25 protein-coding genes and 1 tRNA gene are annotated in these 24,180 nt (G+C 75.2%); 12 read left to right on the forward strand and 14 right to left on the reverse strand.

Features of this window, described 5'->3' with window-relative positions; all coding sequences use genetic code 11:
• Window positions 1–4: 4 nt before the first annotated feature.
• Window positions 5–1,039 carry a magnesium and cobalt transport protein CorA gene (locus GMA12_RS00215; protein ID WP_162459264.1) on the reverse strand — a complete coding sequence of 345 codons (1,035 nt, stop codon included), beginning with the start codon at window positions 1,037–1,039 and terminating at the stop codon, window positions 5–7.
• Window positions 1,040–1,111: 72 nt separating this feature from the next.
• Here GMA12_RS00215 and GMA12_RS18220 point away from each other — a divergent pair, with 72 nt between their 5' ends.
• From GMA12_RS18220 to GMA12_RS00230, 4 genes are read left to right on the forward strand one after another with little or no spacing between them, the layout of a single operon-like run.
• On the forward strand, window positions 1,112–1,585 hold the full coding sequence (locus tag GMA12_RS18220) for an NUDIX hydrolase (protein ID WP_240898504.1): 474 nt from the start codon (window positions 1,112–1,114) through the stop codon (window positions 1,583–1,585).
• A complete protein-coding gene (locus GMA12_RS00220) occupies window positions 1,582–2,604 on the forward strand; it encodes a glycine betaine ABC transporter substrate-binding protein (RefSeq protein ID WP_162459265.1) in 1,023 nt (340 codons plus the stop codon). Before GMA12_RS18220 ends, GMA12_RS00220 begins: the two co-directional genes overlap by 4 nt.
• A gap of 44 nt (window positions 2,605–2,648) precedes the next feature.
• The gene (locus tag GMA12_RS00225) at window positions 2,649–3,866 is read left to right on the forward strand and encodes a pyridoxal phosphate-dependent aminotransferase (protein ID WP_156266168.1); all 1,218 of its coding nucleotides are present in this window, start codon (window positions 2,649–2,651) and stop codon (window positions 3,864–3,866) included.
• Window positions 3,867–3,900: 34 nt separating this feature from the next.
• Window positions 3,901–4,770, forward strand: coding sequence for a PPK2 family polyphosphate kinase (locus GMA12_RS00230; protein ID WP_156266170.1), 870 nt, complete (start codon window positions 3,901–3,903; stop codon window positions 4,768–4,770).
• 51 nt (window positions 4,771–4,821) lie between these two features.
• Here the strand turns inward: GMA12_RS00230 and GMA12_RS00235 are convergent, their stop codons facing one another.
• Entirely contained in the window at window positions 4,822–5,088 is a 267-nt protein-coding gene (locus GMA12_RS00235) for an exodeoxyribonuclease VII small subunit (RefSeq protein ID WP_156266172.1), read from the reverse strand.
• A 218-nt stretch (window positions 5,089–5,306) separates the two neighbouring features.
• Between GMA12_RS00235 and GMA12_RS00240 the strand changes: the two genes are divergently transcribed.
• On the forward strand, window positions 5,307–7,127 hold the full coding sequence (locus GMA12_RS00240; RefSeq protein WP_240898505.1) for an immune inhibitor A domain-containing protein: 1,821 nt from the start codon (window positions 5,307–5,309) through the stop codon (window positions 7,125–7,127).
• Between the two features lie 126 nt (window positions 7,128–7,253).
• Here the strand turns inward: GMA12_RS00240 and xseA are convergent, their stop codons facing one another.
• The gene (gene xseA, locus GMA12_RS00245) at window positions 7,254–8,555 is read right to left on the reverse strand and encodes an exodeoxyribonuclease VII large subunit (protein WP_156266176.1); all 1,302 of its coding nucleotides are present in this window, start codon (window positions 8,553–8,555) and stop codon (window positions 7,254–7,256) included.
• Window positions 8,556–8,616: 61 nt separating this feature from the next.
• Between xseA and GMA12_RS00250 the strand changes: the two genes are divergently transcribed.
• Both GMA12_RS00250 and GMA12_RS00255 read left to right on the forward strand, forming a co-directional pair.
• Window positions 8,617–9,561: a hypothetical protein gene (locus tag GMA12_RS00250; RefSeq protein ID WP_156266178.1), complete on the forward strand. Its 945-nt coding sequence runs from the start codon at window positions 8,617–8,619 to the stop codon at window positions 9,559–9,561.
• 10 nt (window positions 9,562–9,571) lie between these two features.
• Window positions 9,572–10,654: a 4-hydroxy-3-methylbut-2-enyl diphosphate reductase gene (locus tag GMA12_RS00255; protein WP_156266181.1), complete on the forward strand. Its 1,083-nt coding sequence runs from the start codon at window positions 9,572–9,574 to the stop codon at window positions 10,652–10,654.
• Window positions 10,655–10,702: 48 nt separating this feature from the next.
• On the opposite strand, the gene GMA12_RS00260 is transcribed toward GMA12_RS00255, so the two are convergent.
• The 3 genes from GMA12_RS00260 to GMA12_RS00270 form a co-directional block, all read right to left on the reverse strand.
• Window positions 10,703–12,133, reverse strand: a complete 1,431-nt coding sequence (locus GMA12_RS00260; RefSeq protein ID WP_240898506.1) for a DNA recombination protein RmuC — start codon at window positions 12,131–12,133, stop codon at window positions 10,703–10,705.
• 88 nt (window positions 12,134–12,221) lie between these two features.
• Window positions 12,222–12,983, reverse strand: coding sequence for an ABC transporter permease (locus tag GMA12_RS00265; RefSeq protein ID WP_062734892.1), 762 nt, complete (start codon window positions 12,981–12,983; stop codon window positions 12,222–12,224).
• Between the two features lie 49 nt (window positions 12,984–13,032).
• Window positions 13,033–13,953, reverse strand: a complete 921-nt coding sequence (locus tag GMA12_RS00270) for an ABC transporter ATP-binding protein (RefSeq protein WP_156266183.1) — start codon at window positions 13,951–13,953, stop codon at window positions 13,033–13,035.
• 109 nt (window positions 13,954–14,062) lie between these two features.
• Here GMA12_RS00270 and ychF point away from each other — a divergent pair, with 109 nt between their 5' ends.
• A complete protein-coding gene (gene ychF, locus GMA12_RS00275) occupies window positions 14,063–15,148 on the forward strand; it encodes a redox-regulated ATPase YchF (RefSeq protein WP_162459266.1) in 1,086 nt (361 codons plus the stop codon).
• Window positions 15,149–15,173: 25 nt separating this feature from the next.
• Here the strand turns inward: ychF and arfB are convergent, their stop codons facing one another.
• Window positions 15,174–15,614 carry an alternative ribosome rescue aminoacyl-tRNA hydrolase ArfB gene (gene arfB, locus GMA12_RS00280; RefSeq protein WP_162459267.1) on the reverse strand — a complete coding sequence of 147 codons (441 nt, stop codon included), beginning with the start codon at window positions 15,612–15,614 and terminating at the stop codon, window positions 15,174–15,176.
• A gap of 126 nt (window positions 15,615–15,740) precedes the next feature.
• Here arfB and GMA12_RS00285 point away from each other — a divergent pair.
• Both GMA12_RS00285 and GMA12_RS00290 read left to right on the forward strand, forming a co-directional pair.
• Window positions 15,741–15,817, forward strand: a tRNA-Met gene (locus GMA12_RS00285).
• 83 nt (window positions 15,818–15,900) lie between these two features.
• On the forward strand, window positions 15,901–16,989 hold the full coding sequence (locus tag GMA12_RS00290; RefSeq protein ID WP_156266185.1) for a DNA glycosylase AlkZ-like family protein: 1,089 nt from the start codon (window positions 15,901–15,903) through the stop codon (window positions 16,987–16,989).
• Between the two features lie 3 nt (window positions 16,990–16,992).
• Here GMA12_RS00290 and GMA12_RS00295 read toward each other — a convergent pair whose 3' ends face one another.
• The 6 genes from GMA12_RS00295 to GMA12_RS00320 all read right to left on the reverse strand — a co-directional run bounded on the left by GMA12_RS00295 (window position 16,993) and on the right by GMA12_RS00320 (window position 21,615).
• The gene (locus GMA12_RS00295; RefSeq protein WP_156266187.1) at window positions 16,993–17,352 is read right to left on the reverse strand and encodes a hypothetical protein; all 360 of its coding nucleotides are present in this window, start codon (window positions 17,350–17,352) and stop codon (window positions 16,993–16,995) included.
• A gap of 175 nt (window positions 17,353–17,527) precedes the next feature.
• Window positions 17,528–18,487 carry an AraC family transcriptional regulator gene (locus GMA12_RS00300; RefSeq protein WP_156266188.1) on the reverse strand — a complete coding sequence of 320 codons (960 nt, stop codon included), beginning with the start codon at window positions 18,485–18,487 and terminating at the stop codon, window positions 17,528–17,530.
• A 93-nt stretch (window positions 18,488–18,580) separates the two neighbouring features.
• Window positions 18,581–19,885 (reverse strand): wax ester/triacylglycerol synthase domain-containing protein, encoded by a 1,305-nt coding sequence (locus GMA12_RS00305; RefSeq protein WP_206064614.1) that lies wholly within the window; start codon window positions 19,883–19,885, stop codon window positions 18,581–18,583.
• A 58-nt stretch (window positions 19,886–19,943) separates the two neighbouring features.
• Window positions 19,944–20,258: a hypothetical protein gene (locus tag GMA12_RS00310; protein ID WP_156266190.1), complete on the reverse strand. Its 315-nt coding sequence runs from the start codon at window positions 20,256–20,258 to the stop codon at window positions 19,944–19,946.
• Window positions 20,259–20,367: 109 nt separating this feature from the next.
• Window positions 20,368–20,826 (reverse strand): LapA family protein, encoded by a 459-nt coding sequence (locus tag GMA12_RS00315; RefSeq protein ID WP_156266192.1) that lies wholly within the window; start codon window positions 20,824–20,826, stop codon window positions 20,368–20,370.
• A 93-nt stretch (window positions 20,827–20,919) separates the two neighbouring features.
• Entirely contained in the window at window positions 20,920–21,615 is a 696-nt protein-coding gene (locus GMA12_RS00320; RefSeq protein WP_240898507.1) for an alpha/beta hydrolase family protein, read from the reverse strand.
• Between the two features lie 36 nt (window positions 21,616–21,651).
• Between GMA12_RS00320 and GMA12_RS00325 the strand changes: the two genes are divergently transcribed.
• Window positions 21,652–22,293 (forward strand): mismatch-specific DNA-glycosylase, encoded by a 642-nt coding sequence (locus GMA12_RS00325; RefSeq protein WP_156266196.1) that lies wholly within the window; start codon window positions 21,652–21,654, stop codon window positions 22,291–22,293.
• Window positions 22,294–22,339: 46 nt separating this feature from the next.
• Here GMA12_RS00325 and zupT read toward each other — a convergent pair whose 3' ends face one another.
• The gene (gene zupT / locus GMA12_RS00330; RefSeq protein ID WP_162459268.1) at window positions 22,340–23,125 is read right to left on the reverse strand and encodes a zinc transporter ZupT; all 786 of its coding nucleotides are present in this window, start codon (window positions 23,123–23,125) and stop codon (window positions 22,340–22,342) included.
• A gap of 119 nt (window positions 23,126–23,244) precedes the next feature.
• Here zupT and GMA12_RS00335 point away from each other — a divergent pair, with 119 nt between their 5' ends.
• Window positions 23,245–24,105, forward strand: coding sequence for an aminoglycoside phosphotransferase family protein (locus tag GMA12_RS00335; RefSeq protein ID WP_162459269.1), 861 nt, complete (start codon window positions 23,245–23,247; stop codon window positions 24,103–24,105).
• The last annotated feature ends 75 nt before the right edge of the window (window positions 24,106–24,180 follow it).

The raw sequence follows: 24,180 nt of genomic DNA on the forward strand, positions 1-24,180 counted from the left end.
GCGCTCACAGCCAGCGCTTGAGCTTGAACACCACGTAGAGCACCACACCGGTCACCAGCATCAGGCCCAGGGCCATCGGGTAGCCCCACACCCAGGACAGCTCGGGCATGAACCGGAAGTTCATCCCGTACACGGAGCCGATGATCGAGGGCGCGAAGAGGATCGCGGCCCAGGACGAGATGCGCTTCATCTGCTCGTTCTGCTCGATCGCGGCCTCGTTCTGCCGCGCGGCGAGCTGGGTGGAGTCCAGCATCAGGGCGTTGGTGAGGGAGGACTGGAAGGCCTCGACCTTGTTGTTGACGAAGATCAGGTGGTCCAGGACGTCGCGCAGGCTGTGCCGCAGCTCGAGGGCCGCGCCGTCGAGCTCCTCGAGAAACTGCCGCAGCTCCATCTCCAGCGGGGCGACCGCCCGGTGGAAGGCGCTGACCTCGCGGGTGAGCTGGTAGATCCGCTGCGAGACCAGGCCGTCGCCGGAGCCGGAGAACAGGGCGTCGGAGATCTCGTCGATGTCGTTCTCCAGCCCCTGGACGACGGGGTAGTAGTCGTCCACGGTCTGGTCGAGCACCGCGTAGAGCACCGCCTCGGGGCCGGTGGCGAGCAGCCGCGGCTCGGCCTCCACCCGGGCGCGGACCCGTCCCACCCGGCCGTGCTCGGACCGGCGGACGGTGATCACGAAGTCCGGGCCCGTGAAGATGTGGATCTCCCCGAAGTCGACCGTCTCGGTGGCGTCCTGGTAGACGGCCGGGCGCAGCACCGTGAAGAGGGTGCGGCCGTAGCGGTCCAGCTTGGGCCGCTGCTCGGCCTGCCGCACGTCCTCCATGGCCAGCTCGTGCAGCCCGAAGTGCCGGGCGAGGGAGTCGAGCTCCTCCTCCGAGGGGCTGTGCAGCCCGACCCAGGCGAGCACGCAGTGTCCTCCGGGCTCCGAGCACCGCGGGTCCTCGGCCCGGAGCCGGGCGAGCAGCCGGTAGGTCTCCTCGAGCGTCGCGGGCGACGCGATGCGCTGACCGTCCCGGTAGACGGCGTTGTCGACGATGCTCACGCGGCCCATTATCCCCGGGGCCCGCCGCGGCGCCGGTCGTCGGTTCCCGCGCGGCCTTCCTAGAATGGGCCCATGAGCTTCCCCATGGACACCCGGGTGGGTGCCTACGCCGTCATCGTCGAGGACGGGGCGGTGCTGCTGAGCCACTGGAACCCCCGCCACCCCACGCTGCGGGGGGCGTGGAGCCTGCCCGGCGGCGGCATGGAGATCGGGGAGCAGCCCGCGCAGACCGCCCTGCGGGAGGTCGCCGAGGAGACGGGGTACACCGTGGAGCTCGACGAGCTGCTCGGTGTGCACAGCCGGCACATGGACCCCGAGGAGCGCCTGGACGGGCGCGGGCGCCCCTTCCACGCGCTGCGCGTCATCTACCGGGCGCACATCACGGGCGGGACGCTCACCGCCGAGGTGGACGGCTCCTCGGACGAGGCGCGCTGGTTCCCGCTGGACGAGGTCCCGCAGCTGCCGCTGGTGAGCCTGGTGACGGTGGGCCTGGACCTGGCCGGCGTCTCCCCGGCCGCCGCGAGGCCCGCGGGGCGGGACCGGTGAGGCGCCGCCGCGCGACCGCCGGCCTGCTCGCCCTCGCGGTGCTCACCGGGTGCGCCGGCACCCCCGGGGCCCCGGCACCGGCCTCCCCGGCCCCGGCCACCCCGGCGGACCCGGTCCGGATCGCGGTCGGGCCCACCGGGCAGACGGCCGTGCTCGCCCACGTCTACGCCGGGCGGCTGCGGGAGGCGGGCTTCGACGCCCGCGTGGTCGAGACCGGGACCGGGCGCGCGGACTATCTCGCGGCCCTGGAGCGCGGCGACGTCGACCTCGTCGCCGACTACTCCGGCAACCTCTACCTGCACCTGCGCGGACGGGCCCCGGTCGGGTCCGCGACACCGGCGCCCACGGGCTCCGCCGGGCCCAGCCCCACGCCGACCCCCGAGGACGGGGGCCTCGCCGAGGACCTCTCCGAGCTGCTGGGCCTGGGCGAGGAGCGGGCGGACGACGACGACGTGCTCTCCGGCGTGCGCGACGTCCTGCCGGAGGGGCTGCGCGCCCTCGAGCCGGCGCCGGCGGAGAACACGGTGGCGGTCGTGGTCACCCGGGCGACCGCCGTGGAGCACGAGCTCGACGACCTGGAGGACCTCGGTCCCGTGTGCGACGAGCTCGCCCTCGGCACCGACCTCGACTTCGCGGGCCGCTCCTACGGCCCGGAGGGACTGGAGGACGCCTACGAGTGCGTCCCCGGGCGCTTCGTGCCGTTCGGCGACCAGGAGGAGCTCGTCGACGCCCTGCTCGGCGACCGGGTCCAGGCCGCGGCCGTGTTCACGGCCTCGCCGGCGATCGAGGACAACGCCCTCGTGGTCCTCGCCGACCCGCTCAACAACTTCGTCCCCCAGCGCGTGGTCCCGGTCGGCGCCGAGGAGCTGCCGGACGCCGCCGTGGACGTCGTCGACGGAGTCTCCGCGCAGATCGACACCGACGACCTCGTGCTGATGACGCGGATGACCACCGCCCGCGATCCGTACACCCCCGAGGAGGCCGCGCGGTACTGGCTCGAGGGCGGCGACGACACCTGAGCGGCGCCCCGGGCGCCGACCGGCCCAGGGGTAAGGTGGACCGCATGTCAGTGGTGAAGCAGTCCGACAAGCTCAAGAACGTCCTCTACGACATCCGCGGGCCCGTGCTGGAGCAGGCGGAGCACATGGAGGCGGAGGGCCACCGGATCCTCAAGCTCAACATCGGCAACCCCGCGCCGTTCGGCTTCGAGGCACCCGACGCGATCCTCGTGGACATGATCAAGAACCTGCCCAACGCGCAGGGCTACTCGGACTCCCGCGGCATCTACTCGGCACGCACCGCCGTGGTGCAGTACTACCAGACGCGCGGGATCCTGAACCTGGACACCGACGACGTGTACCTGGGCAACGGCGTCTCCGAGCTGATCACGATGACCCTGCAGGCCCTGTGCAACCCCGGGGACGAGATCCTCATCCCGTCCCCGGACTACCCGCTGTGGACCGCCTCCGTGGCCCTGTCCGGCGGCACCCCGGTGCACTACCGCTGCGACGAGGAGAACGACTGGAACCCCGACCTCGAGGACCTCGCGGCGAAGATCACCCCGAACACCCGGGGCATCGTGGTGATCAACCCGAACAACCCCACCGGCGCGGTCTACTCCCGCGAGGTGCTGCAGTCGATCGTGGACCTCGCCGCCGAGCACGAGCTGATCCTGTTCGCCGACGAGATCTACGAGAAGATCACCTACGACGACGCGGAGATGATCAACACCGCGAGCCTCACCGGGGAGGACGTCCTCTGCCTGACGTTCTCCGGGCTGTCCAAGGCCTACCGGGTGGCCGGGTACCGCTCGGGGTGGCTGGCGATCACCGGCCCCAATTGGAGGGCCGAGAGCTTCATCGAGGGGATCAAGCTGCTGGCCAACATGCGGATGTGCGCCAACGTCCCGGCCCAGCACGCGATCCAGACCGCCCTGGGCGGCTACCAGTCGATCAACGACCTGATCCTGCCCGGCGGCCGGCTGAAGGCCCAGCGCGACCTCGCCCACCGGCGGCTCAACGAGATCAACGGCGTGTCCTGCCGGCAGGCCGACGGGGCCCTGTACCTGTTCCCGAAGCTGGACGTGGAGAAGTTCCACATCGTCGACGACGAGAAGTTCGCCCTGGACCTGCTCAAGGAGCAGAAGATCCTGGTCAGCCACGGCCGGGCCTTCAACTGGCCCGAGCCCGACCACTTCCGGCTGGTGACCCTGCCCTCCGTGGAGATGCTGGCCACCGCCCTGGACCGGATCGAGGAGTTCCTCAGCAACTACCGCCAGTGAACGGCGGTCCGCCCCGCACCCCAGGAGGACCAGCATGAGCGTCGCCGACCGCAGGACCGGCACCGGGTTCGAGCAGGACGTGCGACCGCTGCTGCGCGCCCGGCCCGGACTGGCGCTGGCCGACGTGGACACCGGGTCCACGCCCGGGTTCTCCGGGACCAAGAAGCTGGGCACCGCGCTGCGGGCCGCCCGCGAGGGCGAGCTCGCCGAGCTGCAGCGGCAGATCTACGCCGAGGCCACCGCCGGCGCCCGGCACCGGGTGCTGCTGGTGCTCCAGGGCATGGACACCTCCGGCAAGGGCGGGGTCATCCAGCACGTGCTCGGCGGGCTGAGCCCGCACGGCGTGCACACCCACGGCTTCGGCCGGCCCACGGCCGAGGAGGCGTCCCAGCACTTCCTCGAGCGCATCCGCCGGCAGCTGCCGCGCCCGGGGGTGATCGGCGCCTTCGACCGCTCCCACTACGAGGACGTGCTCGTGCCCGTGGTCCACGACATGCTCGAGGACCGGCAGCTGGAACGGCGCTACCAGGAGATCCGCAACTTCGAGCAGGAACTGGCCGACGACGGGACCGTCGTCGTCAAGGTCTTCCTGCACCTGGGCCGGGACGAGCAGCGCCGCAACCTCATGGCCCGCCTGGGCGACCGGACGAAGCAGTGGAAGTTCGACCCCTCGGACCTCGCGGCCCGCAGCCGGTGGGAGATCTACATGGCGGCCTACGAGCGGGCGATCGACGCCACCGACGCCGACCACGCGCCCTGGTACGTCGTTCCCACCGACCGGAAGTGGTACGCCCGGGCCGTGGTCCAGGACCTGCTGATCTCCGCCCTGGCGGGTCTGCGCCTGGACTGGCCGGAGCCCCAGTACGACGTCGAGGAGATGCGCCGGCGCCTCGCCGAGCTCTGAGCGGCCCGCCGCTGCGCCGGGGCCCTGCCAGGGCCGGTGTCCCGGGACCGGTCAGCCGCGGGCGTCGTCGTCGCCCTCGGCGTCCGCGCGGCGGGCCCGGGCGGCGTCGAGGCGCTCGCGGGCGCCGTCCAGCCACTGCTCGCAGCGCGTGGCCAGGGCCTCCCCGCGCTCCCACAGGGCCAGGGACTCCTCGAGCGAGGTCCCCCCGGCCTCGAGCCGGGAGACCACCTGCACGAGCTCCTCGCGGGCCTGCTCGTAGCCCATGCCCGCGATGTCGGACAGGTCGGGCGCTGCTGCGGGACGGTCGGTGCTCGCCATGGTGGGGCCTCTCTGCGGCGGGTGGGGTGCGTGCGGTCGGGCCGCGGACCTCGTCCGGTCCGCGGCTGCGCCCATTCTTCCACCTCCGGCCGTGCCCGCGCCCTGCCGGAGCACCGGTCCCCGCCCGGCGCCCGGGTGTGTCGCGCGTCTCCCCGGGCCGTCCGGGCCTATCGTCGGGAGCGTCCCATTTGCAGTGGCACATGAATCGAGGCCCCCCCTTGACACTCGACATCACCCGCCGCGGCGCACGCTGCGCCGCGGCACTCGCCGTCACCGGCGCCGTCGTCCTGGCCCCCGTCCCGGCGACGGCAGCCCCCTCCGACGGCGCCCCCGCCGCGCACCTCGTGGGCGGCGCACCGGGCGCGGACGCACCGGCCGCCGCGGCCGACGACCGCCCCGACCGCGCCGCGGAGGCCCGCCGGGAGCGCAACCAGCAGGCCGTGGAGCTGGTCGTCTCCGAGGAGGCCCCCGTCCAGGACCGCGGCGGCTCCCGCTCGGTGCAGGTGGCGCCGGGCCAGTGGGCCCAGTACGGCCTGCAGGAGAGCGACCAGATCCTGTCCTTTCTCGTGGAGTTCGGCGACCAGGCCGACCCGCGCTTCCCCGACGCCCCCGCGGGCCCGGTGCACAACGACATCGCCGCGCCGGACCGCGCCGCCGACAACTCCACCTACTGGACGGAGGACTTCGACCGGGAGCACTACCTGGACATGTTCTTCGCCGGGGAGGGCGAGTCCCTCAAGACCCTCTACGAGGAGATGTCCAGCGGCCGCTACACGGTCGACGGTGACGTCAGCGACTGGGTCACGGTGCCCTACAGCTCCGCCAGCTACGGCGAGACCGAGAGCCAGGCGGACATGACCCGCTTCATCCAGGACACCGCCGACGCCTGGTACGCGGCGCAGCTCGAGGCGGGGAAGACCGCCGAGGAGATCGACGCCTACCTGTCCGGCTTCGACCGGTGGGACCGCTACGACCACGACGGCGACGGCGACTTCGCCGAGGCGGACGGCTACATCGACCACTTCCAGGCCATCCACGCCGGCGAGGGCGAGGAGGCCGGCGCGGACTCCTCCGCCATCTGGTCGCACCGCTGGGCGGCCGGCCAGGCCGGCCGGGGGACCACCGGGCCCGAGGCCAACCCCTTCGGGGGCGTCCGGATCGGCGACTCCGAGCTGTGGATCCGCGACTACACCACCGAGCCGGAGAACGGCGGGCTGGGCGTCTTCGCCCACGAGTACGCCCACGACCTCGGCCTGCCCGACCTCTACGACACCAGCGGCGGGGAGAACGGCACCGGGTTCACCACGCTGATGAGCTCGGGCTCCTGGCTGGGTCACGGGGACGGCACCATCGGGACCACCCCGAACCACATGGGCGCCTGGGAGAAGCTGCAGCTGGGCTGGCTGGACTACGAGGTGGCTACCGCCGGGAAGTCCTCGACGCACCGGATCGGCCCGTCCTTCCACGCCACCAAGGCCCCGCAGGCGCTGATCGTGGCCCTGCCGGAGGACGCCGAGGGCAACGGCCGGTACTACATCGCGGAGAACCGGCAGTACCTCGGCTACGACGCGACGCTGCGGACCGGGCCCTACAACTTCGGCTGGCCGCAGTCCGCGCCGGACACCGTCGAGCACTTCCCGTACCAGGACGGGCTGAGCATCACGTACTGGAACACGGCCCAGCGCAACAACAACACGCGCCAGCACCCCGGCTCCGGGCTGGCCCTGCCGGTCGACGCCCACCCGCAGGCCCTCGTCTGGTCGGACGGCGCCCTGGTGCGCAACCGCATCCAGGGGTTCGACGCCACCTTCGGGAAGGAGCCGACGGACCCGATCAGCCTGCACCGTGAGGTGAACGGGGCCGAGACCACCCTGGAGGTGCCCGCGCGCGCCGGGGTGCCGGTCTTCGACGACACCGACCCGGGGGCCTACTACGACCCGGCCAACCCGCAGGGCAGCGTGCTCGTGGCGGGCACCGGGACCCGGATCGAGGTGGTCCAGGGCAATTCCCAGGGCATGATGACCGTCCGCGTCGACTGACCCGGCGGGCCGCCCGGCGCTCCCGCCCGAGGGGAGCCGCCGGCGCGGCGCGTCCCGCACGGCAGGAGCCGGGAGCCGGTCGCTCCCGGCTCCTGCCGCGTCCCGGGGCGCTGCGTGCGCTCGGGCTCAGGCGCTGCCGGGGTGCTCGCCCGGGCGGCGGGCGGAGACCGTCTCGGTCCGCACCCCCAGCTCCCCGGCGGCCAGGCGCACCCCCAGCAGGTCCCCGGCGCGCACGGCCCCGGCGTCGGTGACCACCGCGCCGGAGGCGTCCAGGACCACGGAGTAGCCGCGCTGCAGCGTCTCCTGCGGGGACAGGGCGCGCACGCGGGCGCGCAGGTGGCGCACGGCGTCCCGCTCCCGCAGCGCCCGGGAGTCCACGGCCGACAGCGCCCGGGTGCGCCACCGGTCCACGTCCTCCTCCCGCAGCAGGATCATGTCCTCCGGCTGGGCGAGGGCCGGGCGGGAGCGCATCCCGGCCAGGCCCGCGGCCTCCCGGTCCAGGAAGGTGCGCACGGCGCGGTCCAGGGACGCCCGGGCCCGGGCCACCCCGGCCCGCTCCTCCACGACGTCCGGGACGATCCGCTTGCCGGCGTCCGTGGGGGTCGAGGCCCGCAGGTCGGCCACCCAGTCCAGCAGCGGCTGGTCGTTCTCGTGCCCGATGGCGCTGACCACCGGTGTCCGCGCGGCCGCCACGGCCCGGATCAGGGCCTCGTCGCTGAAGGCCAGCAGGTCCTCGAAGGACCCGCCGCCGCGGGCGATCACGATGACGTCCACCTCGGCCATCCCGTCGAGCTCGCGCAGCGCCTGGGTCACCGCCCGCACCGCTCCGGAGCCCTGCACGGCGACCTCGCGGACCTCGAAGTGCACGGCCGGCCAGCGCAGCGAGGCGTTGCGGATCACGTCCTTCTCGGCGTCCGAGTTGCGCCCCGTGACCAGCCCGACCCGGCGGGGCAGCAGGGGCAGCGGCTTCTTGCGCCCGGCGTCGAACAGACCCTCCTCGGCCAGGGCCCGGCGCAGCCGCTCGAGCCGCTCGAGGAGGTCCCCGAGCCCGACCGGCCGGATCCCGCGGCCGAGCATGGACAGCCGGCCGGTCTTGGCCCAGAAGTCGGGCTTGAGCTGGGCGACCACCCGCATGCCCTTCTCGAGCGGGCGGTCCAGGTGCGCGGTCTCGTTGGCGAAGAGGGTCACCGGCACGGAGATCTCCGCCTCGACGTCGCGCAGGGTCACGTAGGTGACGCGCGCGCGCTTGTTGAGCTCGATGATCTGGCCCTCGACCCACGTGGGGGCGCAGCGGGCGATGTAGGCGTGCAGATTCTCCGAGAGCATCCGCAGCGGCCAGGGGTTCTCCGGGGTGGTCCGGTCCGCCCGCGCGGGCAGCTCGCGTCCACCGCCCGGCGGCACGTCCTCCTGCGGCTCGAGATAGGTCATGTCCCATGCTTACCACCCGGCGAGGACAGCCGCGCGCGACCCCCGCCCGTACAGTGGTGCCGTGACGACCTCCGCGCCCCCCACCTCCGGACACCGTCCCCGACGACGCTCCGCCACCGTCCTGCGCACCGGCCTCGGCACGGTCCTGGGCCTGACCGCCGCCGCGCTCGTGGCGGTGCTCGTGCCGCTGCACTGGGCCCAGGACACCCTCGTCTCGAAGGACGGCTTCACCCAGGTGGTGGGCACCCTGGCGGAGGACGAGCCGTTCCAGGAGGAGCTGGCCCGCACCGCGGTGGACCGGGCGGCCGAGCGGATCGTGGGGGAGCGGGCCACCGGCGTCGGCTTCCTCGACCGGATGCTGGAGAACGCCGTCCGCCGCGCCGCGGACGTCGCGGCGGGACTCACCGCCGACCCCGCCTACCAGCGCGCGTGGACGGAGGCGCTCGCCCGCACCCACGAGGCCAACGTCCCCGCCGACGGCGCGGCGGACGCCCCGCCGAAGCACCTGGTGCTCGACATCGGCCCGGTCCTGCGGGAGCTGGACGCGGCCGTGCAGCGGACCGTGGGCGTGGACGTCGGCCTGGCGGAGCGGGAGAGCACGATCACCGTGCCGGGGTCGAACACCGGGCGCCTGATCGCGGCGGGGACCCGGCTCACGAACCTGGCCGTGCCGCTGACCTGGGCCGCCGCGGCGCTGGCGGTGCTCGCGCTGCTGGTGACCCGGCACCGCCTCGCCACCCTGGCCGTGCTGGGACTCGGCTCGCTGGCCGGTCTCGGCGTGGTGTGGCTGCTCGTGGAGGAGGTCGTGCAGCGGGCCTCCGGCGTGCTGGGCTCGGACCCGGTGGTCCGGCTCGCCGCCGACCGGGTGCTGGTCCTGCTCACCGGCTCCCTCGGCGAGCAGATGGCCACGGCGGCCTGGGCCGCCGGGATCACGGGCGTCGTGGGCCTCGTGGGAGCGATCGCGGTGTCGGGCGGATCACGGCGCGGTGTCCGGCCCACCGCGTAGCATGGAGGCCATGCCGACCACCGTTGCGCTCTCCATGCCCACCGTTCCCCGTCAGCGGCGCTCGCCCGCGGACGTGGCCGCCGCCGCCCCCGTGGACGGCCCCAAGAAGGTCCTGCTCGCGTCCCCCCGCGGCTACTGCGCCGGCGTGGACCGCGCGGTGATCGCCGTGGAGAAGGCGCTCGAGCACTACGGCGCCCCGGTGTACGTGCGCAAGGAGATCGTGCACAACAAGTTCGTGGTGGGCACCCTCGAGGAGCAGGGCGCCGTGTTCGTCGACGAGACCGACGAGGTCCCCGAGGGCTCCCTGCTGATCTTCTCGGCGCACGGGGTCTCCCCGGCGGTCGTCCGCTCGGCCGAGGACCGGCAGCTGCGCACCATCGACGCCACCTGCCCGCTGGTCACCAAGGTGCACCGCGAGGCCGTGCGCTTCGCCAGGAGCGACTACGACATCCTGCTCATCGGCCACGACGGCCACGAGGAGGTCGAGGGCACCTCCGGTGAGGCCCCCGAGCACATCCAGGTGGTGAACAGCCCCGACGAGGTCGACCAGGTCGTGGTCCGCGACCCCGAGAAGGTCGTGTGGCTGTCCCAGACCACCCTCAGCGTCGACGAGACCCTGGAGACCGTGCAGCGGCTGCGCGAGCGCTTCCCGTCCCTGCAGGACCCCCCGAGCGACGACATCTGCTACGCGACCTCCAACCGGCAGACCGCGATCAAGAAGATCGCCCCGGACGCCGACCTCGTGATCGTCGTGGGCTCCGCGAACTCCTCGAACTCCGTGCGGCTCAAGGAGGTCGCCCTGGAGTACGGCGCCCGCCGGGCCGAGCGCGTGGACTTCGCCCACCAGGTCGACGAGGCCTGGTTCGAGGGCGTCGCCACGGTCGGGGTGACCAGCGGCGCCTCGGTGCCCGAGGTCCTCGTGCAGGACGTGCTGCGGCTGCTGGCCGAGTACGGCTACGGCGAGGTGGAGCAGGTCGTCACCGCCGAGGAGGACGTCCTGTTCTCCCTGCCCAAGGAGCTGCGCGCCCGGCTCACCGCGGCCGGGGACACCTCCCACCGCCTCGGCGGCCGCGGGGCCCGCCCCACGCGCTGACCTGCCTCCCGGTCCCCGCGCGCCGAGCCCCGGCCCCTGCGCCGGGGCTCAGCTGGCCGCCCGCTCCTCGGCCGCGCCCGCCCGCTCCGGCGCGGTGCGGTCCTCGGCCCCGGCGGCCGGCCCGCTTCCCGGGCCCCGCACCGCCCCGTCGAACCGTGTCCCGGTCAGCTCCGCGGCCGCGAGCGGCGCCGCGCCGCGCTCCGGTCCGCCGGCCTCCGGCGCGGTGACCTCGGCCGCGGTGACCTCGGCCGCGGTGGACTGCGCCTCGGTGAACTCCGGGGCGGTGAGCGGGCGCGGGGCCACCACGAGCGGCCGGGTGGTGAGCCGGTCGTCCGGCGCCAGGGTGGGGTCGAGGTCGTTGATCCGCCGGGCCGTGGGGAAGACCCGGGTCTCCACGGAGCCGGCCAGCCGGTTGTACGTCTCGACCGACTTCTGCAGCGACCGGCCCATGTCGTCCAGGTGCTTGCCGACCGTGCCCAGCCGTTCGTAGAGCTGGCGGGAGAGGTCGAAGAGCTCCTTGGCGTTCTCCGCCAGCCCGTGCTGGCGCCACGTGAACGCCACGGCCTTGAGCGAGGCCAGCAGCGAGACCGGGGAGACGAGGGCCACGTTGCGGCCCGCCGCGTGGTCGAGCAGGGTCGGGTCCGTGTCCAGGGCCGCCGACAGCGCCGACTCGGCGGGCAGGAAGCACAGCACCAGCTCCGGGGAGGCGTCCCGCGCCTCCCAGTACTTCTTGGAGGACAGCGCGTCCACGTGCCCGCGCACGGCCTTGGCGTGGGCGGCCAGCTGGGCGCGGCGGGCGTCGTCGTCCCCGGCGTCCTGGGCGCGCAGGTAGGAGGTCATGGGCGCCTTGGCGTCCAGCACGATGTCCCGCCCGCCGGGCAGGTGCACGACCATGTCGGGGCGGATCGCGCTGCGCTCGCCGTCGGCCGTGGTGCCGGTGGAGGCGACCTGCTCGCGGAAGTCGACGTGGGCGGTCATGCCCGCGGCCTCGACCACACGGCGCAGCTGCACCTCGCCCCAGGTGCCGCGCGCGGAGCCCGAGCGCAGCGCGGAGGACAGCGAGGTGGTGGCGGTGCGCAGGTGGTCCCCGACCTCGCGGGTGTGCGCCAGGGCCTGGGTGATCCCGCCGTACTGCTCGGCGCGGTCCCGCTCCAGCGCGGCCACGTGCTCCTCGACCGAGCGCAGCTGGTGGGCCACCGGGGCCAGGGCCCGCAGCACGTTGTTGTCCTGCACGGAGCGGGCGTCGGCGTCGCGCAGCCGGTCCTCCAGCTGGGCCCGGGCCTCGACGGCCGCTGCTCGCTCGGAGGCCAGGTCCACGAGCCGGTCCTGCACGGCGGCGAGCTCGGCCTGCAGCCCGGCCCGTTCCTCCTCCGCGGCCCGGACCTCCCGGGCGGCGCGGGCCCGGGCGGCCGCGGCGCCGAGGAGGGCGCCCACGAGCAGGGCGAGGACGATGAGGGCGACGGCGAGGCTGACGGTCATGCCCAGCAGTGTGGCACGCCACCCGGACACCGCACGGCAGGACCGCCGCCGGCCACTGCCGGCCACCGCCGGCCAGCGTGTCAGCGCGTCAGCGGCGGATCGTGGTCCGGCGCACGGCCAGCAGCACGACCACCGCGAAGACCACCGCCCAGACCCCGGTGTTGAGCGCCAGCGCCCACAGGGGGTCGGACTCCACGGGGGGCCCGCTCGTGGCGACGACGTCCCCCTCCACGAGCGGATACCGGGCCAGCCCGGCCAGGCCGTAGAGCGGGGTGAACCGTGCGATGTCGAGCATGACCCCGGTGAGCGGGACGAAGAGGTTGCCGAAGAAGCTGAGCACCACCAGCAGCCCCGACGCGGCGCTGACCGCGGACTCGGAGCGGAACAGCAGCCCGGCGGCCAGGCCGTACAGGGCGAACACGGACGAGCCGGCCACCACGATCGCCCCCGTGGCGGGCCAGCGCCAGCCGCCCAGCTCGGCGCCGGTGAGAGCGCCCACGGCGTACACGGCGAGCACCGGCAGCACGGCCACGGACAGGGCCACCGCCACCTTGGCCAGCACGTAGCCGTGCCGCGGCGCGGGCGTCAGCCCGATCTGGCGCCCCCAGCCGCGGGCCTGCTCGACGGCGGCCGAGCCGGCGATCGAGGTCGTGGCGGTGACCGCCCCGTACACCGCCATGGAGATCATGTTGTACCCGCCGGCGTTGCCGTGCCCCACAGGCAGGTCCGCGAAGTCCTGCAGCGCCGTGAACATGAGGTACAGCACCGGGGGCAGGACCACGGCGAAGAACGAGGTGGGGACCATCCGCACGGTGCGGCGCAGGTCGTGGGCGGCGTAGGCGAGGCTCATGGCGGGGACCTTCCGGGGAACGGGCGGGGCCGGGATCGAGGGCGGGCGGTCAGTCGGCGACGAGACCCAGGAAGGCCTCCTCGAGGCCCGCGTGGCTGATCTCGAGGTCGGTCGCCGCGGGGTCCGCCAGCAGGTGGCGGGCGATGGCGTCCGTGTCGGGCCCGGTCAGGCGCCGGCGGGCGCCGACGGCGGGCAGCGGCGTGGCGCCGGGCACGTCGACGGGCCCGGCCCCGGACCAGCGGAAGCTGACCACCCGGGTGCCGGCGAGGGACTGGACCTCCGCGGTGGGGGCGTCGGCGACGATCCGCCCGCCCTTCATGACCACCGTCCGGGCGGCGAACTCCTCCGCCTCGTCGAGGTAGTGGGTGGCGAAGACCACCGTGCGGCCGCGGCCGGCCTCCCGGTGCATCGCGGACCAGAACTCCCGGCGGGCGTTGACGTCCATCCCGGCCGTCGGCTCGTCGAGCAGCAGCAGCTCCGGCTCCGGCAGCAGCGCCAGGGCGAAGCGCAGGCGCTGCTGCTGACCCCCGGAGCACTTGGAGACCTTCCGGCCCGCGAAGTCCGCGGCACCGGCCCGGGCCAGCGCCTCGTCCACGGACAGGTGCCGCCGGTGCAGGGTGGCGACCATCGCGACGGTCTCGCGCACGGAGAGGTCGTCCAGCAGCCCGCCCGTCTGCAGGACGGCGCCGATCCGCCCCGCCCGGACGCTGCGGCGGGGTGCGGCGCCCAGGGTGCGCACGGTGCCGCCGTCGGGGTCGGTGAAGCCGAGGACCATGTCCAGCAGCGTGGTCTTCCCGGCCCCGTTGGGCCCCAGCAGCGCGACGACCTCGCCGCGGCCGATGCGCAGGTCCACGCCGTCGACGGCCTGCACCCGGCGGTTCCCGTGCCCGAAGTGCTTGCGGGCGCCGACGACCTCGATCGCGGGCACGGCGCCGTCGTCGGTCGGCGCGGGCCCGGTGGTGGTGTGCATGCTCCTACTCTGGCCCATGCCCCCCGGCGTGGCACGGACCGGCCGCCGGGCGATTCCTGCCGGGCGCCCCCGCGCGCACCGTGCGGGGCGCCCGGTAGGATGGTCTCCCGTGGCTCTTACTATCGGAATCGTCGGACTGCCCAACGTCGGCAAGTCCACCCTGTTCAACGCGCTGACCCGCAACACCGTCCTGGCGGCGAACTACCCGTTCGCCACGATCGAGCCGAACATCGGCGTGGTCAACCTGCCGGACCCCCGCCTGGACCGGCTCGCGGAGATCCACGGGTCCGAGCGGATCCTGCCCGCGACCGTGTCCTTCGTGGACATCGCCGGCATCGTCAAGGGCGCGTCCGAGGGGGAGGGGCTGGGCAACCAGTTCCTCGCCAACATCCGCGAGGCCCACGCCATCGCCCAGGTGGTCCGCGCCTTCGACGACCCGGACGTGATCCACGTCGACGGCGAGGTCGACCCCGCCTCCGACATGGAGACCATCAACACCGAGCTGATCCTCGCCGACCTGCAGACCCTCGAGAACGCGATCCCGCGCCTGGAGAAGCAGGTCAAGATCAAGAAGGCCGACCCGGCCAAGCTCGCCGCGATGCAGCAGGCGCAGACGATCCTCGAGCGCGGGGACACCATCTTCGGGGCGGCCGAGCAGGAGAAGCTGGAGCTGGACCAGCTGCGCGACCTGAGCCTGCTCACCGCCAAGCCGTTCATCTACGTCTTCAACGCCGACGACGGGGTGCTCGGCGACGCGGCGAAGCAGCAGCAGCTGCGCGACCTCGTGGCCCCCGCCGACGCCGTGTTCCTCGACGCGAAGCTCGAGGCCGAGCTCGTGGAGCTCGACGAGGAGGAGGCGAAGGAGATGCTGGAGATGTCCGGGCAGGACGAGGCCGGGCTCGACAAGCTCGCCCGCACCGGCTTCTCCACCCTCGGGCTGCAGACCTACCTCACCGCCGGGCCCAAGGAGTCCCGCGCCTGGACGATCCCCGTGGGCGCCACCGCCCCGCAGGCGGCCGGGGTGATCCACACCGACTTCGAGCGCGGCTTCATCAAGGCCGAGATCGTCTCCTTCGAGGACCTCGACGCCGCCGGGTCCATGGCCGAGGCCAAGGCCGCCGGCAAGGTGCGGATCGAGGGCAAGGACTACGTCATGCGCGACGGCGACGTGGTGGAGTTCCGCTTCAACGTCTGACGGGCCGTCCGCGCCGGCGCGCGGCTCATTCGGGTCCGGGCCGCCGGCGCTGCTGCTTGGTCTCGGAGCGCCGGCGCTTCCCCTCGAGCCGCCGCCGACGGGAGCCGTTCGTGGGGCGGGTCGGGCGCCGCACGAGAGCCGGGACCAGCGCCTCGCGGAGGATCGCGGCCAGGCGTTCTCGCGCCGCGGTCCGGTTGCGCCGCTGCGAACGGTGCTCCGCGGCGCTGATGGTCAGCACGGTGCCGGACAACCGTCCGGCGAGCCGGTCGAGGACGAGGGCGCGCTGGGCGTCGCTCAGCGCGGTCGTCGTGGCCAGGTCCAGGGAGAGCTGCACCCGGGAGTCGGTCGTGTTGACGCCCTGGCCGCCGGGCCCGGAGGCGTGGGAGAACTGCTCGACCAGCTCCCCCGCCGGCACCCTGAGTCCGCGGGGCGCGCCGGGGCCCGGGGGCACGTGCAGATCGTCCACCCGACGATTGTGCCGCACCCACCACGCGGTCACCGCCGTCGGGGCCGGTGGGTCGGCGGCGGTGGATCCGGCTGCGCCTACCCGATGTGCATGTCCGCCCGGAAGCGCGTACACTCGACGAGTCGCCGCGGGGTGGAGCAGTTCGGTAGCTCGCTGGGCTCATAACCCAGAGGTCGCAAGTTCAAATCTTGCCCCCGCAACCAGAGGAAGGCCCCGGACCGCATCGGTCCGGGGCCTTCGTGCTGTCCGCGGCCGGGGCGTCCGCGGGCCTGGCTATCCTCGGGGCATGACCGTCCTCCGCCTCGATCCCGCCGAGGCCCGGCGCATCGCCGTGCGCGCGCAGCTGCTGGACGCCCCGCGGCCGGCCGACCTGCTCGCCGTGGTCCGCGGGCTCACGCTCCTGCAGATCGACCCGATCGCGGCCGTGGCGCCCAGCGCCGACCTCATCCTGTGGAGCCGGCTCGGCCGCGGCTACCGGCCGGCGCAGCTGCAGCAGGCGCTGGAGCGGGACCGCACGCTCTTCGAGCACAACGCCATGGTGCGTCCGATGGAGGACCTGGCGCTGCACCTGCCGGCCATGGCGGCCTGGCCCGCGCGCGAGGCGCCGCGGGAGTGGCTGCGCGTCAACGACCGGTTCCGCCGCGACGTGCTGGAGCGGTTGGGCGGGGACGGACCGCTGCCGTCCCGCGAGATCCCGGACACCAGCGCGGTGCCGTGGCGGTCCACCGGCTGGACCGACAGCCGCAACGTCACCCAGATGCTGGAGTTCCTCATGCTGCGCGGCGAGGTCGCCGTGGCCGGACGCCGGGGCCGGCAGCGGCTGTGGGACCTCGCGGAGCGCGTCTATCCGGCCGGCACCCCGGTGCTGTCCCCGAAGGAGGCCCACCGGGGGCGCACCGCCCGGCGGCTGCGCTCGCTGGGCATCGTGCGGGCCGGCGCGCCGGGCACGCCCGCGGAGCCGCTGGCCCTCGGAGAGGTCGGGGTCGAGGCGGTCGTCGAGGGCGTTCCGGGCACGTGGCGGGTGGACCCGGAGGCGCTGGGACGGCCGTTCGGGGGGCGCACGGTGCTCCTGTCGCCGTTCGACCGGCTGGTGCACGACCGGGCCCGGATCCGGGACCTGTTCGGCTTCGAGTACACCCTGGAGATGTACAAGCCGCGCGCCGCACGGCGGTGGGGGTACTTCGCGCTGCCCGTCCTGCACGGGGACCGGCTGATCGGGAAGGTCGACGCCGCGGCCGACCGCAAGAGCGGCACGTTCGCCGTCTCCGCGGTGCACGAGGACGTCCCCTTTCCCCCGTCCACGGCCGAGGCCGTGCAGGAGCAGCTCGAGGACCTCGCGGCCTGGCTGGGGCTCCGTCTCTCCCGGGGCGGCTGAGGCTCAGGCGGCGGCGGCCGGCTCCGCCCCGCCGTGCCGGTCCCCGGGGTGCTCCCCGCCCGGCACGATCCGCAGATCGGTCAGGTCGGCGCCGTCGAGCAGCGGCAGGATCGCGGTGGCCAGCAGGGCCAGCGCCGAGCCGTAGGCACCGGCGCAGCTCTCCGCCACGACGTCCATCCGCACCGAGAGCCCCTGCGCCCCGCTGCAGCGGGCCGCGCACCCGGCCACCGCTCCGGCCCGGCCGAGCGCCTCGACCGTGCCGGCGTCGACCCGCCCGGAGGTCCTGACCGTGGCCTCAGCGACCCACCGGGTCCCGGGGCCCGGGGCGTCCGGGCGTGCTCCCGCCTGCGCGACGTCGTCCATCGTTGCCTCCCCCTGGCTCGTCCCCGTGCCCCGGCTCCGCCCCCGAACCCGTGGTCACGACCTTGCGCGATGGTGCTGCGGCCGGCCCCGGCCGCCCTTCCATGGTCGGGGCCCGGCGGGGCGCCCCGCCAGCATCCGCTCCCGCCGGTGCGCTTTCCGGACCACCGGTGCCCGTTCAGGCGCGCAGCGTCGCCGCCGGGTTGCACCCGTGGCGCTCGCGGTAGGCGGCCGCGAAGCGCCCCCGGTGCACGAAACCCCACCGGGCCATCACCGTCTCCACGGTCGTGCCGGTGCCGGGAGCGGCCTCGAGCAGCGCGCGGTGCGCCGCGTCCAGGCGGGCGTCCCGCAGCCGGTGCGTCGGCGTGGTGCCCAGCTCCCGCCGGAACGCCGCCTGCAGGCCCCGGGGGCTCATCCGGGCCGCGGCGGCGATCTCGGCCAGGCCGATGTCCTCGTCCAGGTGCGCCTCGATGTGGGCCAGCGCCCGCCGCACGGCGGACGGCGGGGTCGCGGGGCCGCCGGTGCGCTCCCGGGAACGCTCCAGGAAGGAGCCCGGGAACGTCTGCAGCAGCGCCGTGACCAGGCACCGCACGGTCTCGGCGCGCACCAGCGGCGCCCGCATGAGCTCCTCGTGCGGCAGGACGTCCCGCCCCAGGTGCCTCACGGTGGCGCTCCAGTACCGGGCCATGGCCGGGTCCACCGGCCGGTCCCCGGTGAACTCCAGCCGGAAGTCCTCGTCGCCCAGCAGCCGCCGGGCGTGGGCCTGCACCGCCGCCGGGCGCAAGGAGACCGTCATGAGGTCGAGCTCCGCCCACCGGCTGGAGAACGGGCGGCGCGGGAACAGGAACGGTCCCCGGCGGGCGAAGCGGTCGCCGCGGCCGGTGGCCGTCAGCTGCCCGCCCAGCACATGGCCCACGCGCAGCACATCGGTGCCGTCCGTGCTGCCGGCGGCGGAGGAGCCGCCCAGGCGCAGCCGCTCGTGCCGCAGAGGTCCGGTGCCGGCCGAGGAGAGCTCCATCCGGAACGGCTCGTCGGGACTGCGGCGCACGTCCCGCACCGCGAAGACCCGGTCGAGCACGGCGACGCCCTCGGCGGGGTCCCGGGTGGCGAACGCGGCCCGGTGCATCTGCTGATCCATGCTGAGCAGGCTACGTGGGGAGACCGGCGGGGCAGCCCACTGTGACGGCGCGTTGAGCGGCCCGTGCCCGTGCGGCACAACGCGCCGGGCGGCTCAGGCGCCGCCGGGGCCCGCCCCGAGGCGGTCGAGCGTGTCGGCCACCCCGGCGGCGAAGAGATCGAGGTCGGGGACGACGTCGGCGTCGGCGACGACGCCGAGGTTCAGCTGCCCCGCGTAGGAGAGCGCGCCCACGGCGAGGGCGACGTTGCCCTGGACGGCGCCCAGCTGGAACAGCTCGAGCACCCGGGCGCCGCCGAGGCGCAGCGGCTCCGGGGGGCCGTGCAGGTTGCTCAGCCACAGGTTGACGAGCCGCTGACGGTGCATGGTGCGGGCGGTCCACCGCTGCAGCAGGCGGCCGCCGGGCACGTAGGGCGGGCGGTGGCGCTGCGCCGCGGTCACGGCCGCGATCCGGGCGAGCCGCGCGGCGGGGTCGGTTTCGCCCAGGGGGACCGGCACGATCCGCACGCCGGTGCGGTTGCCGCACGTCTGCCCGGGCCGGCGGACCGAGACGGGCACCGACACCTTCAGCACCAGGTCCGGGCTCAGCTCGCCGCGTGCGGCCAGCACGGCGCGGACGCCGCCGGCGGCGGCGGCGAGCAGGACGTCGTTGACGGTGCCCCCGTGACGGTGGGCGGCCTCCTTGGCGGCCGCCAGGTCCGCGCGCACCAGGGCCAGGGCCCGCCGGCGCCCCACCGGCCGGTTGATCGACAGTGCGGGCGCCCGTCCCTCGCGAGCGACGGCGCGCAGCTGCTGCACCAGACCCGCCGGCGCCGTCCACCACCGGCCGGATCGGGGAGCTCTGTCCGGCGGCGCCCCCGGTGTCCCGGCGGCGGTCAGCGGGGGAGCGGCGTCGAAGAGCGGGGTGAGCAGCGCCAGGGCCGCGATGCCGTCGGCGACCACATGGTGCATGCGCAGCAGCAGGCCGAGGCGCCCCCCGGGCATCCCCGGCAGGAACCACATCTCCCACAGCGGCCGGTCCGTCGCCAGGGGGCGCTCGTCGAGCTCGCGGCAGACGGCGAGCAGGGCGTCCTCGTCCGCGGGCTGCGGAAGCGGGCGCACCCGCACGTGGCGGCCGATGTCGAATCCCGGCGCGTCGGCCCAGCGCGGGCGGCGCAGCCGGTGCCGCGGACGGACGAGGACCTGGTGCAGGCGCGGGACGTCGCGGATCCGGCGGCCCACGAGCTCCTGGACGGTCCCTGCGGGCAGCCGTCCGTCCGCGGTGAGCAGGGCGGTGCCGTCGAGGACCGCCAGCGCGGCGATCGGCATGGGCGCCCCCCGCTCCTCGACGCGCAGGAAGCTCGCGTCCAGGGGGCTGAGCCGCTCGTCCCCGGGGCGGGCGCGTCGTGGTCGTCCTCGCACGGTCGTCCTCCGTTCCCGCGCACGGTCTTCTCGGGGCTCGCCCCACGACCTCCGGTGTCTAGGGCCGGGGGCCGCCGGTGTCCGGCGTGTCCTGCGCCAGCTCCCCGTACTCCTCGACGTCCACCAGCACGGCGGGTCCGGCCTGGGCGACCTGCAGGGCCACGGCCAGGCTCGTCACGTCGTCCTCGTCCAGGGGCTGGTCGGGCAGGTCCACGGCGTAGCGGGCCTCGCCGTCGACCACCACGGGGGTGATGTGGGCGGCGCCGGCCGCGAGGTCGACCACGGTCGCGGGGGCGACCACGTCGAGGGCGTCGGCATCGAGAGCGCCGGCACCGGGGGCGTCCGCGTCGTCGGGGGGAGCGGGGCAGGTCATGGTGTCCGTCCTTCGTCGGGGTGCTGCCAGGCTACGTGCTCCTCCGGCCGCCGGGCCGGACCGTGCGCCGTGGCGCGTCCGGTGCGGCGCCGGTGTGCCGGGCAGGGGCTCAGCGCAGCGCGCGCTTGATGTCCGCGCGCTCCTTCTCCAGCTTGCGCACCCGGTGGTTCAGCCGGAAGAGACGCACGGAGCCGACGAGGCCCATGACGAGGGCGCCGGCCACCGCCGCGAAGAGCATCGCGATGCCGAGGGGGAGGGCGAACTCCCAGCCGAGGAAGCGGAAGTCCGTCGCGACGTTGTTCTGCAGGATGAAGACCAGCAGCAGCACCAGGATCAGCAGCCCCAGCAGCAGGGCCGTCCACATGGCCCCCGAGACGCCGCGCTTCTGCTGCTCGTCGAGGGCGGGGTCGGTGCGCACCGGGGGCGGGCCCGGTGCCCGCTCCGCCGCGGTCGGCGCCGGCCCCGGTGCCGCGGAGGGGGTCGGTGAGGGTGTCGTGCCGGCCGGCCGCGGGTCCTCGGGCGGCAGGCCGGGGCGCGGTGCGTCGGGGGACTCGGGGGTGGGTGCCATGACGGTTCTCTCCCTGCTGGTGCGGACGCTCGCGGAGACGCTCGTGCTCCCACCGTAGCCCGCCGCGGGGCGGCGCTGAAGCCCCGGGCCGGGTCAGTCCGGCGCAACGGCCGTGCGCAGGAAGCGCAGCGTCTCGGCGGCGACCCGTCCGAGCGTCACCTCCTGCCCCAGCGCCGCCGACCGGCCCGTCCTGAGACCGTGGTCGGCGCCCTCGACCGGGACCACCTCGACCGGGTCCACCTCGACCGGCGGCGCCCCGTGCACGGCGGCCCGCAGCTCGGCCGCGGAGCCGAAGGGGTCCCGCGTCCCCTGCAGCACGAGCACCGGCACGCGCGGCGTCAGCAGCTCCTCGAGCCGGGACCGCTCCGGCCGCCCCGGCGGGTGGAGCGGGAAGGCCAGGCACGCGACGGCCGCGGCGCCCACGGCCCCGGCCGTGCGGCACGCGACACGGGCTCCGGCGCTGCGGCCGCCGACGACGAGGGGTGCCCCGCCGGCGAGCTCGGCGACCGCCGGGGCAGCGGCCAGCCAGGCGGCGTCCAGGGCGGCCGGGCGGGGCGCGATCCGCCGGCCGGCCACCACCCAGGGCTGCTCGTGCCGGACCACGGTGACGCCGTGCCGGGGCAGCTCGGCGGCGAGCGCGGCGAGGTCGCGGGACCCCGCGCCGCCGCCCGCGCCGTGCCCGAGCCACAGCACGGCCCAGGGGGAGCCGGCGGGGGAGGAGGCCGCGGAGACCAGGAGGCGTCCGGGGCCGGTCCCGGTGGGCACGGTGATCTCGTCCGGTGGCGGCATGGTCCCCACGGTAGCGGGACGGCCTAGCATGGCGGGATGGCACCAGCACGGACACCGCGCGGCACCCGGCCGAGCCGGGCGGACCTGGAGGCCGCGCGGGACACGACCCTGCCGGACCTGCTCGGCCCCGGGCTGCGGCTGCTGATCTGCGGCATCAACCCCAGCCTGTGGGCCGCGGCCACCCAGGCGCACTTCGCCCGCCCGGGCAACCGCTTCTGGCCGGCCCTGCACGACGCCGGACTCACCGGCCACCTCGTGGACTGCTCCGCCGGGATGAGCGACGCCGACCGGGAGCACGTCGTGGGCCGCGGCCTGGGCATCACCAACCTCGTGCGCCGGGCCACCGCCCGGGCGGACGAGCTGGACCCCGCCGAGTTCGTGGCCGGGCGGGAGCGGCTGGCCGGGCTCGTCGCCGAGCGGCGTCCCGCCGTCGTCGCGGTCGCCGGGGTCACCGCCTACCGGCACGCGTTCGCGGACCCCCGGGCCGCGCTGGGGCGCCAGGAGCGGGAGCTGGCCGGGGCGCAGCTGTGGGTGCTGCCCAGCCCCAGCGGGCTCAACGCCCACGCCTCCCGGGCGAGCCTGGCCGCGGCCTTCGCCGAGGCGGGGCGCGCCGCCGGGGTGCCGCTGGGCCCCGGCCCCTCGCTCGGCGCCGACCGCGCCCGGCCGCCCCGGCCCTGACCGCGCCGGCCCCGGCACCCGCCGGTCCCGGCCGCGACGGGCGGGCTCAGACGAACAGCAGCAGGCTCACGGCCATGACCGCCATCCCGGCCACGAGCCCGTAGACCGACAGGTGGTGCTCGCCGTACTCCTGGGCCGTGGGCAGCAGCTTGTCCAGGGAGATGAAGACCATGATCCCCGCCACGCCCGCGAACACCACGCCGAAGACGGCGTCGCTCATGAACGGGAGCAGGATCAGGTACCCGAGCACCCCGCCCAGCGGCTCGGCCAGGCCGGAGAGGAACGAGTAGCGGAACGCCTTGCGCCGGTCGCCCGTGGCGGAGTGGATGGGCACGGCCACCGAGATGCCCTCCGGGATGTTGTGCAGGGCGATGGCCACGACCACAGGGATCGCCACGGACGGCTCCTGCATCGCCGCGACGAAGGTCGCAAAGCCCTCCGGGAAGTTGTGGATCGCGATCGCCACCGCCGTCATGGTGCCCATGCGCATGAGCCGGCGCTGCCGCCCGCCGTCGTCGTGCGGGTACTCGTGCGGGTTGACCCTGCTGGGCACGAGCCGGTCGATCACGGCGATCAGCGCGATCCCCCCGAAGAACCCGCCCGCCGTGGCCCACGCCCCGGCGCGCTCCCCGAGCTCCGCCACGAGGGCCACCTGGGCCTTGACGAAGATCTCGACCAGGGACACGTAGATCATTACCCCGGCGGAGAAGCCGAGGCTGACCGCGAGGAACTTGGCGTCGGTGCGCCTGGTGACCAGGGCCAGGAAGGCCCCCGCCCCGGTGGCCAGTCCCGCGAACAGGGTCAGGCCGAAGGCGAACAGCAGCTCGTTCACGGGCGGGTGGACTCCGTTCCGGCCGGGGGATGGGCGCTCGCAGTCTAACGAACACGGGCGGGGCGGACGGCCGCCCGGTGGGCGAAGATGGTCCGGTGACCTGCGCGGAGGACGGACCCATGACCGACGACGGCGCGGCCCGGCTCCGGGCCGGGCTCGCGGAGCGCTACCTGGCCGCGTGGCAGCTGGCCCCCGACGGGCGGTCCCGCGACGACGACGGCGCCCTGGCGCTGCCGGTGCGCACCCGGGCGGGGGAACCGGCGCTGCTGCGGATCGGCCCGCCGGGTGCCCGGGCCGAGCACGAGCACCTGGCGCTGCGGCTGTGGAGCGGGCGCGGCGCCGTGCGGCTGCTCCGGGCGGAGCCCGCGGACCGGGCGCTGCTGCTCGAGCGCACCGGCGAGCGGGACCTGCGGGCCCTGCCGGACCTGGAGGCCTGCCGGGTGCTGGGCGAGCTGACCCGCACCCTGGCCCGCCCGCCCCGGCCCCCGTTCCCGGCGCTGTCCGCCGCGGCCCGGGGCTGGCGGGAGGACCTGGCCGGGGCCGCCGAGCTGGACGCCCGGTTCCCGCGGCGCTTCCGGCGGCAGGCGGTCGCGAACCTGGACCGGCTGCTGCGCGACGAGCTGGACACCGCCCTCGTGCACCAGGACCTGCACCCGGGGGCCGTGCGCGCCGCGCGGCGCGCCCCGTGGCTGGCCACTGGGGCGGACCCGGTGCTCGGCACCGTGGAGTTCGCCCTGGTGGCCGCCCTGTGGCCCCGCACCGAGGCCGCCGGCCACGGCGGGGCCCTGGCCGCGGCGCTCGAGGACCGGATCGAGGCGCTGTCCCTCGCGGCCGGCGCCGACGCCGAGCGCCTGCGCGCGTGGGCGCTCGTGCGGTTCGCCCTCGCCGCCCGGGAGGAGGCGGACCGGCCCACCGGCGCCCCGCACCGCGCGATCAGCAGGCTGGTGCAGCTGTGCAAGGCCGTGCAGAAAGGCGGCTGATCCCCCGGCCGCGCTCCCGGCTGTGATCCAGGTCACGGGATAGACTCCAGCACGTTTCCCGAGCACCCCCTGCTC

It is taken from the genome of Kocuria sediminis (genome assembly GCF_009735315.1).
Classification (GTDB): Bacteria; Actinomycetota; Actinomycetes; order Actinomycetales; family Micrococcaceae; genus Kocuria; species Kocuria turfanensis.